Source organism: Alicyclobacillus kakegawensis NBRC 103104 (assembly GCF_001552655.1).
Lineage (GTDB): Bacteria > Bacillota > Bacilli > Alicyclobacillales > Alicyclobacillaceae > Alicyclobacillus_G > Alicyclobacillus_G kakegawensis.
The window spans coordinates 1-16,728 of sequence record NZ_BCRP01000012.1 but is presented as its reverse complement, the minus strand read 5'-3'; the positions used below and the strand labels follow the sequence as shown (position 1 = coordinate 16,728).

Below are 16,728 nucleotides of genomic sequence, written 5' to 3'. Positions count from 1 at the left end.
CCCTCGACAGAAGCGACAAACCCGCGGCCTTCTCGGCAACGATTTTCAGTCAGGGGCGATGCTGATGAAGCTGAGTGTACTTGACCAGTCTCCCATCGGACCGGGCGCGACCCCGCAAGCGGCGTTGCAGGAGACGGTGCGCCTGGCGCAGGCGGTGGAGCAGTTGGGGTACCACCGGTTTTGGGTGTCGGAGCACCACAACACCAAGCGGCTGGCCGGCACCACTCCAGAAGTGCTGCTGGCCCACCTGGGCGCCAAGACCCGGCGGATTCGGATTGGATCCGGGGGCGTCCTGCTTCCTTATTACAGCCCACTGAAAGTGGCGGAAAACTTTCGCATGCTGCACTCCCTCTACCCGGACAGGGTGGACCTGGGGCTCGGGCGGGCGCCGGGGGGCGACATGCACACCATGCGGGCGCTGCAGGACCGAGGCCGCGTGTCCGTCGACGACTACCCGGAGCAGGTGCAGACACTCATCCACTTCCTGCACGACGATGTCCCAGCGGATCATAGATACCACGGCGTCCACGCCATGCCCGTGGGCCCCGGGACGCCCGAGGTGTGGCTGCTTGGGTCCAGCGACGCCAGCGCCTACTACGCGGCCACGCTCGGCACCCGTTTCTCGTTCGCGCAGTTCATCAACGGCCATGGCGGCCCTGAGGTGGTGCGGATGTATAAGGAGGCGTTTCGCCCCTCCCCGTACCTGGAGCACCCCGAAGCCAACGCCGCCATCTTCGCGCTGTGCGCGGAGACCGAGGAGGAGGCCCAGCAGTTGGCGGCCATCATGGACCTGCGGCTGCTGTGGCTGGAGCAGGGCCGCGGCGGCGAGATCCCGACCGCCGAGGTCGCCGCATCGTATTCGTACACACCGTGGGAGCTCCGACGCGTGAAAAGCAACCGGGCGCGGATGGTGTTCGGCACCCCCGCCCAGGTGCGCGAACAGTTGGTCACCTTGGCCCAGGCCTACGGCATCGATGAGTGGATCCTCGTGACCATCACCGACAGTTTCGAATCGCGCCTGCGCTCGTACGAGTTGATTGCCGAGGCGTTTGGCATCGCGCCGTAAGCGAAGCCCAGTCCACCGCGCCCGGGCCTCCGTTTAGGAGCCGGTGCGCTGGCGGCTGGCTGCCTCCCACAGCCCGTTCAGGTAGGCCGCCCCCAGCGCCCGGTCGTACAAGCCGTAGCCGGGTCGGCCCCGTTCCCCCCATATCATGCGCCCGTGGTCCGGCCGAATTGGCCCGTCGTAGTCGAACTCGGCCAGGGCTTTCATCACCTCGTACATATCGACCGATCCGTCCGCGCTTCGGTGCCCACTCTCGTGAAACCGTCTGGGCCCGGTCACGCGCACGTTGCGCGCATGCACGAAATGAACGCGCCCCCGCGCCAGGAATTCCCGCAGCAGCGACGGGATATCGTTGTCCGGGTTGGCGCCGAGAGACCCGGTGCAGACGCACAACCCGTTGCTGGCCACATCGCACAGGTCGAGCAGCCGCCGCAGGCCCGGGCCGTCGCCGAGGATGCGGGGCAAGCCGAACACAGGCCAGGGGGGATCATCCGGGTGCACCGCGAGCTTCACCCTCGCCTCCTGGGCCGCCGGGGCGACCGCCCGGATGAAGTACGCCAGGTTGGTCCAAAGCGTCTCGGCGTCAACCTCCCGGTACGCCCGCATCAGGCCCTCCAACTCGTCGTCACCGTAGCTGGCGTCCCATCCCGGCAGCTTCCACTCCCCACCAAGCGGGTCCATGCGCGCGACCTCGTCCTCGTCATAAGCCAGCGTCAGCGATCCGTCCGGCAATCGATAGTCCAGGCGGGATCGGGTCCAATCGAAGACCGGCATGAAGTTATAACAGACCGTCTGGATGCCGGCCTGTCCCAAGCGGCGCACAGTGCTGATGAAATTCTCGATGTAACGGTCGCGGGACGGCCGCCCCAGCTTGATGTCCTCGTGCACAGGCACGCTCTCGATCACCGTCAGCTCTAAACCCTGCTCGGCGATCTCCCGTTTCAGGGCTGCGATGCCTTCAACCGGCCACACCTCCCCGACCGGGACGGTGTAGAGTGCGCTGACAACCCCCACCATGCCGGGGATTTGGCGGATCTGCCAGAGACGGACCGGATCATCGTGGCCGTACCAGCGGAAGGACATCTTCATCCCCGGCGGGCCTCCTCCACCAGCCGGACGACCGTTGCCGCCAGTTCCCGCACGCGGGCAAAGTCCCCTGCGGCCACCGCGTCTTGGGGGGTCAGGGCGCTGCCGACGCCCACCGCCAGGGCGCCGGCTGCCAGGTAAACCCCCACCTCATCCGGCCGGATGCCGCCGGTGGGTACAAACAGCGTGCCTCGGAACGGCCCCAGCAAATCTTTCAGGTATCCGGGTCCAAGCGGCCCCGCAGGGAACAGTTTCAACACCTCCGCCCCCGTCCGCAGGGCTCCGGCCGCCTCACTGGCTGTAAGGACACCAGGTATGTACAGATGGCCCTGTTCCCGCGCCGCCTCGACCAGCTCCGGGTCAAAATGCGGCCCGACGAGAAAATCCGCCCCGGCCGCAATGGCCTCTTTAACCTGCCCCGCCGTCATCACCGTTCCCGCACCGAGCAGCAGCTCCCCGCCCAGGCGCTCCCGGATGGTCGCTATCACCTCGGCTGCGGCCGGTGTGTCCATCGTCAATTCGACCGCCTTCACGCCCCCTTCCAGCAACGCCTCCACGACCCCATGCACCGCGTCGCCGGGCAGTCGGCGCAGCACAGCGATGACGCCCGCCTCTCCGATGCGCTCAACCAGGCGCCCCGTCGTTTCGCTCCTCATCTCCATACCCCTTCCGTTCCTTTCAGCTCCGCCAACGCCTCGGCGCGGGAAGGATAGCCGGTATGGTCGCCGACCCGGGTGACCGCGTAGGCGCCGACCACCGCGCCCAGGCGCGCCGCCTGCTCGATGGGCCAGCCTTCCATCAGGCCGGCGATAAAGCCGGCGTTAAAGCCATCCCCGGCGCCGACCGTATCGACCACGCGTGGTACCGGACAAGCGGGGACTTGGGTGAGGCGCCCGCCTTCGCTCACCTGGGCACCTTCCGCCCCCCATTTGACCACAACCCCTTGGCCGAGAAATCCAAGCCCACGCGCCGCCCGCTCCACCGCGTCCGCCGCTTTGGTGCCAAACAGGGCCATGGCTTCCTCATCGCCGAGGAAGAACCAGTCCAAGCGGGGCAAGACGTGATCCACCAAGCTTCTCCAAGCCGGCTTGTCGGCCAGTTTGTAGCGGATGTTCACGTCGAACGAGACGGTGCTCCCTCCGGTCCTGGCCGCGTCCAGCAGGTCGTCTGCGGCCTCCCTGGCCTGGGCGCCGAGCATCCAGGTGATTCCGGTCGCATGCACCCAGCGGTAACGCCCGGCCGCCACTTCCCGGGCGAGCGGGCGCACGTCCCAGAGTCCCTGCGCCATCGGAGACGTGGAACGGTAATAGTACACTGAGGTCGCCTGTTGGAGCCCGCTCCACTGTTTGAACAACAAAGCGGTCGGAGCCTCCGACTCTTGCACCCAGCGCACGTCAATCCCTTCCGCCCGGGCCTGGCGAATCAACAGTTGCCCCCACGGATCTTGGCCAACAGCCGCGGCAAACGCCGCTTCGACGCCCAGCCTGACCAAACCCACGGCGGTGTTCAGTTCTGCCCCTGCCGCGTACGGAGTCAGCGGCGAACCTTCGCAGTAGGCCCCGGGGTGACTGGGGACCATCGCCACCAGTGGTTCTCCAAATGTCAGTACACTCCGCGCTGTCACCGTGTCTAAAACCTCCCCTGCTCGTGGGCGGGCGCCGACGCATGTGCCACCCGGCGGACCACCGCCTCCGCCCCCTCCGATTGAATCGCTCGGATGTTCTCGGCGACGGCCGGAGCCAATCCAGGCAGTCTCCGCAGGTTCACTCCCCACATCTCCTCCCGCGCCAAGAGACTCTCCACGACGGCCAACAGCCCCACCTCCGGCTCGCCCTTCCAAGCGTCAAGCAGGACCTGCACCTGCCGCTCATCGTCGCGAATCGGCCAGCCTTCGGCCTGAGCCCGCGGGTAATACATCAGCAACGCGGCCAAGGCGCAGACCAGACGCGGAGGCAGCACGCCGTAGCGGTCGACGTACGAGATCAGCGTCGGCACCAGGCGTACCCGCGTCTTGGCGATGGTATTGAGGGTGATGCTCAACAGCTCGTGCTCCAGATACGGGTTTTGAAAACGCTCGAACACCTGGGCGGCAAACGACCGCAACACGGGCGACGGGAGCGACTCCGAGTGGAGGGCCGGGACGATTTCCGCCTCGGCAAGCCCCCTGACAAATCGCGAGAAATATGTGTCGGCCATCACCTCGCCCACCGTCCGTCGGCCGGCCAGCAGCGCCAAGGCCGACATGGCCGTGTGCAGCCCGTTGAGGATGCGCACCTTCTGCAGCCGGAACGGGGTCACATCGTCCACCATATGGACGTTGAAGCCCAGGCTGGAAAACGGCCAGCGGGCGGGCAGGCGCTCGTCGCCGCTGAGGGCCCACAGGTGATAAGGCTCGCCGACGGTCAACAACTCATCCCTGTAACCCATGCGCGCAAACAATCCCTCCGCCTCCGCCGCGGCTGGATACCCCGGCAGGATGCGGTCCACCAGCGTGTTGCAGAAGCGATTGGCCCGCTCCACCCAGTCTGAAAACGCCTGCGGCAGCCCCCATTCCCGAGCGTGTCGCAGCACCAAACGGCGCAATTCGTCCCCGTTGTCGTCAATCAACTCACAGGGAATGAGCGTCATCCCAGCCTGCTCGTCACCGGCAAAGTGTTGATAGCGGTGATAGAGATACGCCGTCACCTTGGCGGGGAAGGACTCGGGCGGCCGCACCGGATGGTGCGCCTCCTTTTCGTATACCAGCCCACGCTCGGTGGTGTTCGAGACCAGGATATCGATTTCCGGCGCTTCGGCCAAGCGCAAAATTTGCGGCCAATCGGTGTACGGGTTGAGGGCGCGGCTGACCGACGCGATGACGCGCGCCTCATCCACCCGCCGGCCGTCCTCCAGCCCGCGCAGCCACACCGTGTACAGCCCGTCCTGAGCGTTGAGCCGGCGTACATTGTCGGCCCCGCTGCGGCGCGGCGCCACCACGACGATGCGGCCGCCAAAGTGACCGCGCTCGTTCAACTCGTCCACCAACCAGTCGACAAACCCGCGCAGGAAGTTGCCTTCGCCAAACTGGATGATGCGCTCCGGCCAACTTCTCACCTGTTCATACCGATCCGGCTGGTGCTGCTTCAACCACTGCATCGACAAACGCTCCACCCAGCGGCCTCCTTTCCATGGCTTGAGGGCACCTGGTCTTTACGGATAGCACGTTGCCCCGTCCGTCAGGCGTGGTGGACCCAGGCGTGGTCCGGATCGTCATGCGGAATCATGATCCGGTCGATGTCCCCGGCCATGACCCACAGGTAATACAGCTCGTACCCGGCGGCCGCGCACACCGGGTGGTACCCACGCGGTATCAAGAACACGTCTCCGTGCTCCACCCGGTACACTTCATCGAGGGAGCGATCCTTTGTGTAAATCGCCTGCAGTCCGAATCCCTGCCGTGGTTTCAAGCGGTAGTAGTACACCTCTTCCATGCACGCCTCGACGCCGGGCTGGTAATCGTCGTGCTTGTGCGGCGGATAGCTCGACCAATTGCCCGGCAGGTTGAACGTCTCGCCGACGATGATGCGCTGGACCTTACCCTCTGCCTCCTTGACCACCACGTCATGCACGTACCGGCTGTAGTTGTCCCTGCCGACGAGGCGAGGCTTCACCTCATCCGGTCGCACGACAAACGGTGCGTGCCCCTCGCTGGCGGGCGCCTGACAGACCGCGACCTCAAGCGGCCCGGCGCCCGTGTTGGCGACGGTGAAAGGCGCGCGCACAGGCACGTAGACGGCAGTCGCCCGCTCCGCGAAGACGTCGCTGCGTTGAAGGCCGTGATAGGTTGCGTCTCCCACCTCCACCTCGCACTGGCCGGACAAGAGCAGCAACACAGTCTCCACATCCGCAAACTGGTCTTGATGCCGCTCGCCCGGGCCCAGGCGCAGGACGCCAAAGCGCAGGAAGCGCAGTCCGCCTGGGTTCGTGCGCCCAACCAACTCCCGGTAACCGGTGAACTCCTGAGACTTGACCAACAGCATGTTGCCATCCCTCCATTTGTGCTGGGGCCGCGCGATGACCCGCGCGGCCTGAACGTGCCCCGTTCTCGCCACCTGGGCGTAGCGATGGACTTTTGGCCTCGGCTCCGCTTGCAGCCTTGATGGCTACAGCGTCACCCCGTCTTTGAAAATCGCGATTTCACGGTACCCAAACCGCTCGTTTTGGGTCTGCGACAAGCCCGAAGCCACATCGACGATCTGCCGATACAACCCGGCCGCCAGGTCAACCATCGACGCCCCGCCGACGAGGCGGCCGGCATCAAAGTCCATCCAATGGCGCTTGCGCTCGTACAGGTCGCTGTTGGTGGCAATCTTGAGCGTCGGCACGGGGCCGCCGAACGGGGTTCCGCGCCCGGTGGTGAACAGCACCAACTGCGCCCCGGCCAGCGCCAGGGCGGTCACGGAAACCAAGTCGTTCCCCGGCGCCTGCACCAGCTGCACCCCACCACCCTGGGCGAGATCCCCATACGGGAGCACGGCGGTCACCGGGCCGTGCCCGCCTTTTTGCACACAGCCCAACGATTTTTCTTCCAGCGTCGTGATTCCGCCTTCCTTGTTGCCTGGGGAAGGGTTTTCGTAAATGACCTGGCCGTGCCGGATGTAGTAGTCCTTGAAATCGTTGATGAGCTGCACAATGTCCGAAAACGTCCGTTCGTCCTGCGCCCGGTTCATGAGAATCGTCTCCGCGCCAAACATCTCCGGCACCTCGGTCAACAACGCCGCAGCCCTGCGATTTGTGAACAGATCAGCCACCTTGCCCACGAGCGGATTGGCCGTGATGCCCGAAAATCCGTCCGATCCCCCGCACTTCAACCCAAGGCGCAGCTTGGCCACCGGGACCCAGGTGCGGCGGAACCGGCGGGCGTAGTCGCCCAACTGGCGCAGGTGCGAAAGGCCAGCCTCGAACTCGTCCTCCACGCTCTGCAGCGTCATGAAGCGAACCTTGGCCGCTGGGACATCGCCAAGCTGGGCCTGCAGCCAATCTATCTGGTTGTTTTCACAACCCAATCCGACCACCAGCACCCCAGCCGCGTTGGGGTGGCGGGCCAGTCCGGCAATCGCCTTTTGTGTGTAGCCGAGGTCATCCCCCAACTGCGAGCAGCCGTACGGATGGGGAAAGGCGTAGACACCGTCAATCCCAGCCCCAGCCAACTCGGCATGCGCCGCCTGCGCCAAACGCTCCACCATCTTGTTGACACAGCCCACCGTGGGCAGCACCCAGATCTCGTTGCGGATTCCCACCTCGCCGTTCTCGCGCACGTAGCCCTCAAACATGTCCGGCAGGGCCTCCAAATTCCCTTCCATGTGACCCTGGGCAAGGCTCGGCGCATACTGATAAGACAACTTGTCTCCCAATTTCGTTTGCACGTTGTGCGTATGCACCCAAGCGCCGCGGCGAATCGGCTGCGTCGCCCGCCCTATTGGGTGGCCGTACTTGAGGATGTCCTGCCCCACCGCCACATCGCTGAGCGCAATCTTGTGGCCGCGCGGGATGTCTTCAAGGGCCGTCAGTCGCCCTTCCGCCAGTTCCACCGTGTCGCCTTTCGCAACCGCTTGCAACACGACCGCGACGTTGTCCTCCACGTGAATCCGCAAGGCCCGCCGCGCAGCCGCCTCCATTACCGGCATGCACTCGCCTCCCTGGCCCCATGCGTACAGATGCCGTCTGCCAACCGCTTGTGGGCGCATGCGCTCCGGCGGCGGCAACGGCCTCCTTTTGATTTGTGGTATCGTGTTGGATTATACCACATAATCTCTCAATCGGTCCTACGCATTTTTCACCAATACCCAAGGCCGCGTCAGGGTGACCTGATCAACCCGGACCTGGGTCTGTGGATAATGATGCGTGCCTGTCAACCACTCACGGCCAGATGCGGTAATCAGAAAGGTATCTTCTGCTTTCGCTCCGGCCACCGAAGGATTCCAGGCGACAGCCGCGAGGCTCGGCACGGGTAACGATTGCTCCAGGTCGGCGCGCACCTCGCGCGATTGAAATCCAATCAGTCCGCCCTGGTGATGCTCCGTCCAGGCGTCAGGAAATCCCTGCTCCGCGTACGCGGCCTGCGCCTCGCGCACAACCTCAGCCAGCGGCACGCCAGGCTGCGTGGCCGCCAGCATCCTGGCCTCCACGCGCAGCACCGCGTCGTATCGCCGGGCTAACTCTTCTGGCAGACCCGCAAAGGCGACCGTGCGTGTGGCCGCGGCCACCAGGCCGCTGCCTCGAGCACACAGCGAGACAATAGCGTACCGTCCCAACCGCTCGGAGGTCGGCAGCGGATGGCGATACAGGCCCGCGCGGCGCTCGCCGGCGGCCAGGAGCACCACCGCGTCCAATCCCTGGGCCACGCACAGAGCAGCCACGCGGGCCGCCAAATCAGCCTCCGTGTCCTCCGCGCGGGCCAAGCGGCACGCCTCCTCCACCGCCCAGGATGTCCGCCGTCCGAGCTGGCGATAGGCGTCAACCTGCTCCGCGTCCAACCGGATGCGCAGACGCAGCATCGCTTCCGCCGCCTCGCTGTCGGTCACCACCCGGCCCTGCTCACGCCACCGGCGTACGACCGCTTCCCTCGCGGCCCCATCGAACCACGGGTAAGCATGGACCGAATCGGCTGACAGACCTTCCTCTGCCGCGAGCCGGACCTGTTCTATGTTGCTGACAGCGCTTTCTATCCGCTGCTGGCTGATGAAAACCGCCGCCAATCCCTGTTCGGCCGCCACATTGACATGGAATCTCCCGCCAAACAGCCACGCCAAATTGATGGCCCGCTCGATGATCAATCCGTCCCAACCTTGTTCCTCAAGCATCGACCGGACGCGCTCAATTCTGTCCGTATACGCCACGCGCGTCAGCCCCCTTTCTCGGTCGCTACAACTTCTGCCAGAATCACCTGTGCGCCCTGCCGCCGCAGCGGCTCCACGGCCTCGTTCGGGACCGACGCGTTCAGCACGATGCCGTCCACCTCGTCCACACGCGCGTACGAGACCAAAGCCGCACGCCCCAACTTGCTCCCATCCACCACGCAGTAGACCGCGTCCCCAGCAAGCATCATCGCCCGTTTCACCTGCCGCTCCGCGCTGGAAGCCGTGGTCAGTCCTTGGTTGACGGACACCCCGCCCGCTCCGAGAAACACCACGTCCACGTGGTAACGCCCAATCATCTCCACACATTCGGGGCCGACGACGCAGGGAGTGCCCCGCTGGTGAGTGCCGCCCAGCACCACCAACTGGACATGGACCGACGTGGCCAGCTCCGCGGCGATGACCAGGTCGTTTGTCACCACCGTCACCGGTCGCGCCGCCAACCGCCGCGCAATCTCGAGCGTGGTCGTGCCGCTGTCCAGCATCACCGTGTTCCCGTCGCGAATGAAGTCGACCGCCCGCTCGGCTACCGCAGCTTTTTCCGCCACGTTTTGGTGCATGCGCTGCTGTGCCGGCGGCACGACATGCACCGGCTCGGCCAACATCGCGCCGCCGTGGGTGCGCCTCGCCAGACCCTCCGACTCCAGCTTGCGCAGGTCACGGCGCACCGTCTCTTCTGACACCCCAAACCGGCTCTTGAGATCCGCAATACGTACCGATCCTTCCCTCAGCAAAATCTCCTTCAGCTTGCGCTGGCGCATCTCCCCTAGCACGGCCAATCTTCCTTTCCTGGACCAAGCAGCCTACCCTTCAAGAAAACCTCACCATCTCGCAAAAGTCAACACAAAATCCCGAATCCCCTCAGCTTCACGCGCGGTCCCTGGACGCGCCGCCATCCACCCCGGCGCCATCCGCCCGCATCGCCTGCTGGCGGTAAGCATCCAAGCGCGGCCAGATTTCCTGCATGCCGGCCGCAAACGCTTGGTAAGCCGCGAACCCGGCCCCGTATACCTCCTGCTCCCGCGAATCCGGAACATACTCCTCCTGCACGGGGTTGACGGATCGCAACTCCTCTTCGGTCACCCAGCCCAGGGCCCGGGCGGCCAACAAAAAAGCGCCGTAGGCGGCCGCGTGTCGAACCCTCGGTTGGTGAACTGGCACCCCGTACAAGGACGCTTTCATGCGGTTCCAAGCCCTGTTCCCCGTCATCCCGCCGACGACGCGCACCGCGTGGATGGGTTCCACATAACGGCGCATCCGCTCGAGTACGGCGCGCAGCTCATAGCCAATCGATTCCAAAGCGGCCCGTACCAGGTGTTCGGGCCTGTGCCCCAGTGTCAATCCGCCGATAACCCCAGTGGCGCTGGCGGTCGCGGAGCTACCCTTGCGCCCCATGAATAGAGGCAGCATCAGAACGCCCGCAGCCCCGGGCCCCACTGACTCCAGGACACGTTCAAGCTGTTGCGCACCGGACGCAGGTGCCCGCAGCAAACTTGTCACCCACTCCAGCACAGCCCCGGAGGCGGAAATCCCTTGCTCCACTATCCACTTGCCGTCCAACACGTGCGGGGCGCAGCTCAGGCACTCCCCTTGGACAATGCGTTCCACCTCACAGGACATGTTGCTGGTGGTTCCGGACGACTCCATGATTTCCTGCGGCCGCACTCCGGAGCCCAGCACTTCGCATGGCCTGTCGCCGCCGCCGAGCAGGACGGGGATGCCCGGCGACAAGCCCAGTTGCCCGGCCGCCGTGCGCGACAACCGGCCCACCGTCTCCTGCGGCGAGTGCACCGGCGGCAGCTGATGCAGCCCCACTTCACAAGCCTGGAGCAGTTCCGGCCGCCACGCCAGCCGGTGGATATCGAACAGGAGGGTGCGGGCGGCCAAAGTCCAGTCGGTGGCCACCTCTCCAGACAACCAGTATAAGATGTAGTCTTTCGGCTGCATGTACCAGCGAGCTTTGGCGAACACGTCCGGACGCCGGCGGCGCAGCCAAAGGATTTTGCCGGCAGCATACGCTGCGCCGGGGGCGAGCCCAGTCCACTCCTGCACTCGGCCTTGAAAGGCGTCCTGCAGGGCGCCGGCCTCGGCAATTCCACGTCTATCTAGCCACAGCAAGGCAGGCATGAGCGGACGCATGTCCGCTCCCACCGGCACCACCGTCTCTCGTTGGGACGTTAGGGCAATCATCCGCACAGCTGCGGGCGGGGCCTCGCCAAGAAGCCGGGAAACCGCCTGTTTCAGGGTGCGTATCCAATCATCAGGAAACTGGCACACCTCCCCGTCGGGCGTGACCTGTCGGGGGTACGGAACGGTAACACCATGCAGCAGATTGAGACCTGCGCCAAACAGCATCGCCTTGCAGGCGGATGTGCCCAAATCTATGGTTAATACCGCTTCCTGCGCACGCACGCGACTGCACCCCCATAACGAATTCGGTCTGGCACCGGGCAGGATGGTGCCATGCGCACGAAGCGCCGCAAATCACCGGCCAGTTCGCTTCAATTATACGAACAGGGCGCCGCCATGAGAAACACCGCCGGGGATGCTCCCCCAGCGGTCTCCGATCCGCCAGTTTCCAAGCTCGTCTTAGCTGCCACTGCTGTACCCTATCATCTGCGTGAGCCCGCATGTGGAGTAGATTCTTGGCCATTTTCTTTTGCTTTGTTCAATACTGTTCCACTTCAATCAACCCCACTCGCCTCAATGAAAACGAGGCTTGTAACAGTTAAGGCTCTCCGCTCATTTAGACAGTGAAGTGAATGAGCTTTCTGGGGAGGGGTATGTAGCAATAAATGACGTCTCGGTGATTGGAGCAGGGCTTGCAGGCATCCTTGTGGTGAATCTATTGCCAAGTGTGGGTAGATCTGAGTTTTGCTATAGAAGGCGCTGAATATAGTCGGACGGTCTCTTACCTTACAAAATGGAGGACCAATTCCAGCGGCAACGCGTTGTTCCGCGGTAAAGGGCAGAGCCGATGTTAGACGCGTCTTACTCCAACAGAACGTGAAGGACAGACGGAATGCACGGTCTTGAATGGATAGTCGCAACACTTTTCACGGGTCTGAGTTCCTATATTCTCATGTTCACCTTTTGTTTTGAGGACAACAAAGATCGCACGATCACGTTTATTCTGCTGTTCATTACGGAAACATCTTTCGCCATCTTTGTCACAGGTGCTGGTCTGAAGTCTCTTACAAACGGCACCCTCCTGTCAGTGGACACGGTACTGCTCTTCTTGTCAGCCGCACTGGCCGTGATCCGCAGACACCGGCTGCTTCCATCCGTTCAATGGCATGGGTTTCGATCTCTTCAGTTGGACGGTATTGGCATCGCGTACGGTCTTGTTCTGGTCCTTCTGTTGGTTCTGGCTGCCTATGTCGGACATTTGTTACCGCCCTACGCATACGACGAACTGAACTACCATCTGGTGGCTGTCGCATCTTGGATACACAACCATCGGATTGTCGACACTGAGGCGACGTTGTGGGCCAATGTATATCCCAAAAATGCGGAACTGGTGTTCACCTGGCTCTACATGTCTGTCAACGGCGACGCCTGGATTCATCTTGGGCAGTGGTTGTTCGGGATCGTCGGGATCGTGGCAACGATGGCATGTGCGAGAATGCTGGGTCTAAACAGGTCCAGGGCTGTGATGACGGGAACGTTGTTTTTTGCAACGCCAACGGTTCTGCTGCAGGCAACAACGGACTACAACGACCTGGCATTCGCGTCCATGTTTCTGGTCTTCTTTTATTTCTATCTAAGGTTCGTACAGGAAAGACCCAATCTCCGTTACACGATATTAGCCGGCGTCGCAGCCGGTATGACACTTGGCATCAAGTCTTCCGCTCTCGTTTATATCGCGGTTTGCGGCCTAGTGATGGCTGTATGGACGGGATGGCAGCTCCGCAGCAGGCGGGTGACTTGGTGCAGGATGGGGTTGCACGTCGTCCTTTTCATCGTGCCTGTGCTGTTGCTCGGAACGTATTGGTATATTCACACCTGGGCGGTCTACGGGAATCCGCTGTACCCATTCACTGTGGCCTTGCACGGACATGTCATTTTTCCGGGCAAAGGAACCGTCAATCAACTCATCATGGTTCCAAATACTCCGGCGTCACTGCTCCACCTACCTTGGTGGCGGGAGGTGTGGATCTCGTGGACAACCATTCCGACTTATTTCGCCTACGACATGCAAATCGGCGGATACGGCCTGCAGTGGACAATCGCCGAATGGCCTGCTCTAACGATTTTTTGCGTGTATTGCCTGCTCCGGCAACGACTCCTGCTCGTGCGGGCAATCCTGCCCTTGGTGGTCATCTTCGTGCTGCAGCCGGCGAATTGGTGGGGAAGATACACGCTATTCATGGTCTCGTTGGGAGCGTGGGCGTTTGTCTACATGGTTTCTTTGATTTGGCGTCCGTGGCTGCGCAGGGCACTGTCAATCGGGCTTCTCGCTGTGATTGGTGGCTCGTATGTACTCGGCGTGGGGCTGTTTTTTCTTCTTCATAAACGCGATTCCAGTCTCGTTTCGCAAGCCATCCTTCGCGCGTTGCACACGCCGCCCCAGGACCGCACGGTCGGCAGCGTCGTGTTCCCCGAGTACGCATGGGTGGACAAACTTTCCGCACCCACGACCATTGGCTGCACCGACCACGTTCCCTTTGTGTACGCCCTTTATGGGCGTGGCGCGAAGAACACGGTATTCCTTGTTCAGAGCAACACCGTAGCTGCTTTTCTTCGCCAAGTGCGCACGCATTACATCCGTTTTTTGATGACTGAAAAGAAAGAGACCTATGACCAATGGGCCACTCAACACCCTGAAATATTCCAACTATACCGCTCTGAGGGGAATTATAATGTCTATAAGGTTTCGACGTAATTCATTATGGTTGCTTTTCACGCAGCTTCGCCCAGTCCAGTGGACCAAAAATACGCTCGTGTTGGCGGCCTTGATCTTTACGATTCCAAGGGTATCCGTGGCGATGCTGGAGAAAACTATTGCCGCATTCATCCTGTTCTCGTTGGTTTCGAGTTGCGTTTACATCTTGAACGACTTCATCGATCTGGAAGTGGATTGCAACAACCCGGACAAGCGCCACCGTCCTATGGCATCGGGCAGGTTGGACATTCGCTTGGCGCTGGGTTGCGGCTTCTTCCTGCTGCTGCTTTCGCTGATTTTAGGTTTCACGTTGAACGCATGGTTCGGGGTCGCTCTCATCGGATACTTCATGATCAACGTCGTTTATTCACTCTGGCTAAAAAACATCGTAGTAATTGACATTTTCACCATCGCAGCCGGGTTTGTGCTCCGCGCCGCGGCCGGAGGATTCGTCATATCCGTGCGTTTGACACCCTGGTTCTTGTCGTGTGCCATGATGTTATCTCTCTTTCTCGCGACTGGCAAGCGCAAGTATGAATACATGATATGGCACAAAGGAAACGCAGCTTCGCGGAGGGTCCTTGAGCAATACTCTCCTGAGTTGCTGAATCAACTTAGCAGTGTCACTGCGGCCTCGGTCATCATGATGTATTCCATGTTCACGTTCTCATCCGGACATTCGCAGTATTTGATGATGACCATTCCGTTGGTCATGTACGGGATCTTTCGCTACTTTCAACTGATGCATGTTGAGAACCAGGGCGGGCGGCCGGAAATTGTATTGGTAAAGGACAAGTACATCCTCGGGACCGTCGTTCTCTTTACGGTCATGGTCATCACACTGCTATATTGCTTTGGATGACGCGATTCGTAACTTGAAGCCAAAGACGACACATAAATTTAGGCTAGAGATACTTAATTACATAATATTCTGAATAGCAACTGGGGAATGTGCGAGTTGCTCCATTCATCCCAATTCAAACATCCCTTGTAGGTATATGAGCGCATATACGTAACATGTTTCATTAAATGCGCATCCTAGAGGTGAAAAGAGGTGAATAGTCAATTGGAGCGTGAACGAGATGCCCTTTTGGCACAATGGATTGATTCATACTCGAATCGCCTCACTCAGTTGGCTTATACATATTTGCGGGACTGGGGAAAGGCCGAAGACGCAACTCAAGAGGCTTTCGTTAAAGCCTATCGTTCAATGCATCAATTGAACAACCTAGATCAGCCATATCCATGGATCGCGAGGATAGTGATCAATGAATGTAAAATGATGCTACGCAGGTCGAGGCGTGAAGTGATTACATCTCTGTTACCTGAAGAGACGGTTCTCAGTTCGGAAGATGAATACTTTTACAAGTCAGATTCCGAGAGAGTACATGATTCCATCCTGGCCTTGCCTGAAAAGTACCGTACGCCCATCGTCCTTTACTACATACAGGAATTGTCCACGCAGGAAATCGCAGAAGTGATGGGCATACGTCCGGGCACCGTACGGATCCGGTTGATGCGTGGGAGAGAACGATTGCGACTACATCTGGAACGGGGTGAAAAAGGTGAATATCGACGAAAGAATTCGAAATTCCAAGCCGTACTTCTCGGCCCACATGGTGAACACAGCCACTATGAAAGACAGGGTGTTCACGGCTCTGAGGGACGACTCCACAACCCCTACTCTGCAACGCCGATCTCACCGTCGGAAACGGTGGGGGTTCGTGTCCGGGGCAGCCGCCCTGCTTGCCGTGGCTAGCACGTGTGCTGTGGGATTTGTTTCTCCGAATGCAGCAAATCTCCCCATCATCGGTGCAGTATTCGACTTACTCCGCGATCAGAACATCGCCCCGCAAGATATTCAACAAGCGGTGATAGAAGGCTACGGGCAACGGATAAATCAATCGGTGACGGACAACGGGATCACGCTGACCATCGGGAACGTCTACTGTGACCAGAACCAATTGGCGTTCGATATGGTCGAATCGTCGGTAAACGGGGATACGGCGGACCAAGTTTTCGTTCCGTCTGACCAAACCACGACGCTCACCATCAATGGACAGAGGTCGCTCATAAACATCAGCGGTGGAGAATTTTGTCCAACACAAAATGGCCGCTATGCAGGCATCGTGTATAACAACGCATTCAACACCTGGCCCTATCGGCCATTTCCTAAAAACTTTCAGCTAGATGTCCAGATTCATCAAGTTGGTTCAATCCACGGCAGTTGGCACTTTGTAATTCCCGTATCGCAAGCGAGGGTACTTGCCGCGACGAAGGTTTTCTCCCCGATGAAAACTGTGTCGGATAATGGGCGCACGGTTAAGGTCAAGAGAGTCATTGTCGGGCCTGCGCAGACTTTGATCGACTATCAAGTGACCGATCCGGTGGCTTCGGTTGGTACGATTGGTGGCAGCCTGGGTATTCCGGATATCAGTCATATCACCGTATTGAACAACAACTCCGGAGTGAGACTGCTCGATGCCGGTGGTGGCCCAATTAGCTCGGCGCAAATACGTGGCGACACAGTGGTTCAGGAGTTCCAGGCTGTATTTATGACTCCTCGTTCACTTCCAGCGTCGTTTACGATTCAAGTCGGATTAGGTCCGAAGAACACAGCAATTGTGGTCCCATTGAAGTGACACAATACAAAGAAAAAAGAGAGATTGGCGGTTGGTCTACACACTGGCCGCCACTCTTTTAGGTTTACGGAACGAGTCACCATTTGTGTTCAGTTTGTGAGCAGGCTCTCAACCTGCCCCTACTGACGGCCAGCATGTTACAGTCATTTTGCAGAC

At 60.8% G+C, this 16,728-nt stretch carries 14 protein-coding genes; 5 read left to right on the top strand and 9 right to left on the bottom strand.

Translation table 11 applies throughout. The features are described 5' to 3' along the window. The first annotated feature begins 61 nt into the window (after positions 1-61). Positions 62-1,066 (top strand): LLM class flavin-dependent oxidoreductase, encoded by a 1,005-nt coding sequence (locus AK2_RS10425; protein WP_174521154.1) that lies wholly within the window; start codon positions 62-64, stop codon positions 1,064-1,066. Positions 1,067-1,099: 33 nt separating this feature from the next. Here AK2_RS10425 and AK2_RS10420 read toward each other — a convergent pair whose 3' ends face one another. From AK2_RS10420 to AK2_RS10380, 9 genes are all read right to left on the bottom strand, one after another. Beyond that, on the bottom strand, positions 1,100-2,152 hold the full coding sequence (locus tag AK2_RS10420) for a mannonate dehydratase (protein WP_067934074.1): 1,053 nt from the start codon (positions 2,150-2,152) through the stop codon (positions 1,100-1,102). After that, positions 2,149-2,805 (bottom strand): bifunctional 4-hydroxy-2-oxoglutarate aldolase/2-dehydro-3-deoxy-phosphogluconate aldolase, encoded by a 657-nt coding sequence (locus AK2_RS10415; RefSeq protein ID WP_067934072.1) that lies wholly within the window; start codon positions 2,803-2,805, stop codon positions 2,149-2,151. The genes AK2_RS10420 and AK2_RS10415 overlap by 4 nt, the downstream gene beginning before the upstream one ends. Continuing rightward, positions 2,802-3,773, bottom strand: a complete 972-nt coding sequence (locus tag AK2_RS10410) for a sugar kinase (protein WP_245632865.1) — start codon at positions 3,771-3,773, stop codon at positions 2,802-2,804. The genes AK2_RS10415 and AK2_RS10410 overlap by 4 nt, the downstream gene beginning before the upstream one ends. 5 nt (positions 3,774-3,778) lie before the next feature. Then, complete coding sequence (locus tag AK2_RS10405; protein ID WP_067934069.1) at positions 3,779-5,299, bottom strand: tagaturonate reductase; 1,521 nt, start codon at positions 5,297-5,299, stop codon at positions 3,779-3,781. A gap of 65 nt (positions 5,300-5,364) precedes the next feature. Next, the gene (gene iolB / locus AK2_RS10400; protein WP_067934067.1) at positions 5,365-6,168 is read right to left on the bottom strand and encodes a 5-deoxy-glucuronate isomerase; all 804 of its coding nucleotides are present in this window, start codon (positions 6,166-6,168) and stop codon (positions 5,365-5,367) included. Between the two features lie 123 nt (positions 6,169-6,291). Further along, positions 6,292-7,806: a UxaA family hydrolase gene (locus AK2_RS10395; RefSeq protein WP_067934209.1), complete on the bottom strand. Its 1,515-nt coding sequence runs from the start codon at positions 7,804-7,806 to the stop codon at positions 6,292-6,294. Between the two features lie 147 nt (positions 7,807-7,953). Beyond that, complete coding sequence (locus AK2_RS10390) at positions 7,954-9,027, bottom strand: M24 family metallopeptidase (protein WP_067934065.1); 1,074 nt, start codon at positions 9,025-9,027, stop codon at positions 7,954-7,956. 5 nt (positions 9,028-9,032) lie between these two features. Then, positions 9,033-9,818: a DeoR/GlpR family DNA-binding transcription regulator gene (locus AK2_RS10385; protein WP_067934063.1), complete on the bottom strand. Its 786-nt coding sequence runs from the start codon at positions 9,816-9,818 to the stop codon at positions 9,033-9,035. Between the two features lie 94 nt (positions 9,819-9,912). Further along, complete coding sequence (locus AK2_RS10380; RefSeq protein WP_067934061.1) at positions 9,913-11,457, bottom strand: xylulokinase; 1,545 nt, start codon at positions 11,455-11,457, stop codon at positions 9,913-9,915. Positions 11,458-12,067: 610 nt separating this feature from the next. Here AK2_RS10380 and AK2_RS10375 point away from each other — a divergent pair. The 4 genes from AK2_RS10375 to AK2_RS10365 all read left to right on the top strand — a co-directional run bounded on the left by AK2_RS10375 (position 12,068) and on the right by AK2_RS10365 (position 16,572). Beyond that, complete coding sequence (locus tag AK2_RS10375; protein WP_067934059.1) at positions 12,068-13,930, top strand: glycosyltransferase family 39 protein; 1,863 nt, start codon at positions 12,068-12,070, stop codon at positions 13,928-13,930. Further along, entirely contained in the window at positions 13,908-14,792 is an 885-nt protein-coding gene (locus tag AK2_RS10370) for a decaprenyl-phosphate phosphoribosyltransferase (RefSeq protein WP_067934057.1), read from the top strand. Before AK2_RS10375 ends, AK2_RS10370 begins: the two co-directional genes overlap by 23 nt. Positions 14,793-14,984: 192 nt before the next feature. Beyond that, positions 14,985-15,689, top strand: coding sequence for an RNA polymerase sigma factor (locus tag AK2_RS16505; protein ID WP_083521084.1), 705 nt, complete (start codon positions 14,985-14,987; stop codon positions 15,687-15,689). Beyond that, positions 15,655-16,572, top strand: a complete 918-nt coding sequence (locus AK2_RS10365; RefSeq protein ID WP_169794772.1) for a DUF4179 domain-containing protein — start codon at positions 15,655-15,657, stop codon at positions 16,570-16,572. Before AK2_RS16505 ends, AK2_RS10365 begins: the two co-directional genes overlap by 35 nt. The last annotated feature ends 156 nt before the right edge of the window (positions 16,573-16,728 follow it).

Excerpts from the sequence above, each read along its gene's own strand:
- AK2_RS10420 (WP_067934074.1), bottom strand. The coding sequence starts at position 2,152 with ATGAAGATGTCCTTCCGCTGGTACGGCCACGATGATCCGGTCCGTCTC.
- AK2_RS10415 (WP_067934072.1), bottom strand. The coding sequence starts at position 2,805 with ATGAGGAGCGAAACGACGGGGCGCCTGGTTGAGCGCATCGGAGAGGCG.
- iolB (WP_067934067.1), bottom strand. The coding sequence starts at position 6,168 with ATGCTGTTGGTCAAGTCTCAGGAGTTCACCGGTTACCGGGAGTTGGTT.
- AK2_RS10395 (WP_067934209.1), bottom strand. The coding sequence starts at position 7,806 with ATGGAGGCGGCTGCGCGGCGGGCCTTGCGGATTCACGTGGAGGACAAC.
- AK2_RS10375 (WP_067934059.1), top strand. The coding sequence starts at position 12,068 with ATGCACGGTCTTGAATGGATAGTCGCAACACTTTTCACGGGTCTGAGT.
- AK2_RS10370 (WP_067934057.1), top strand. The coding sequence starts at position 13,908 with ATGTCTATAAGGTTTCGACGTAATTCATTATGGTTGCTTTTCACGCAG.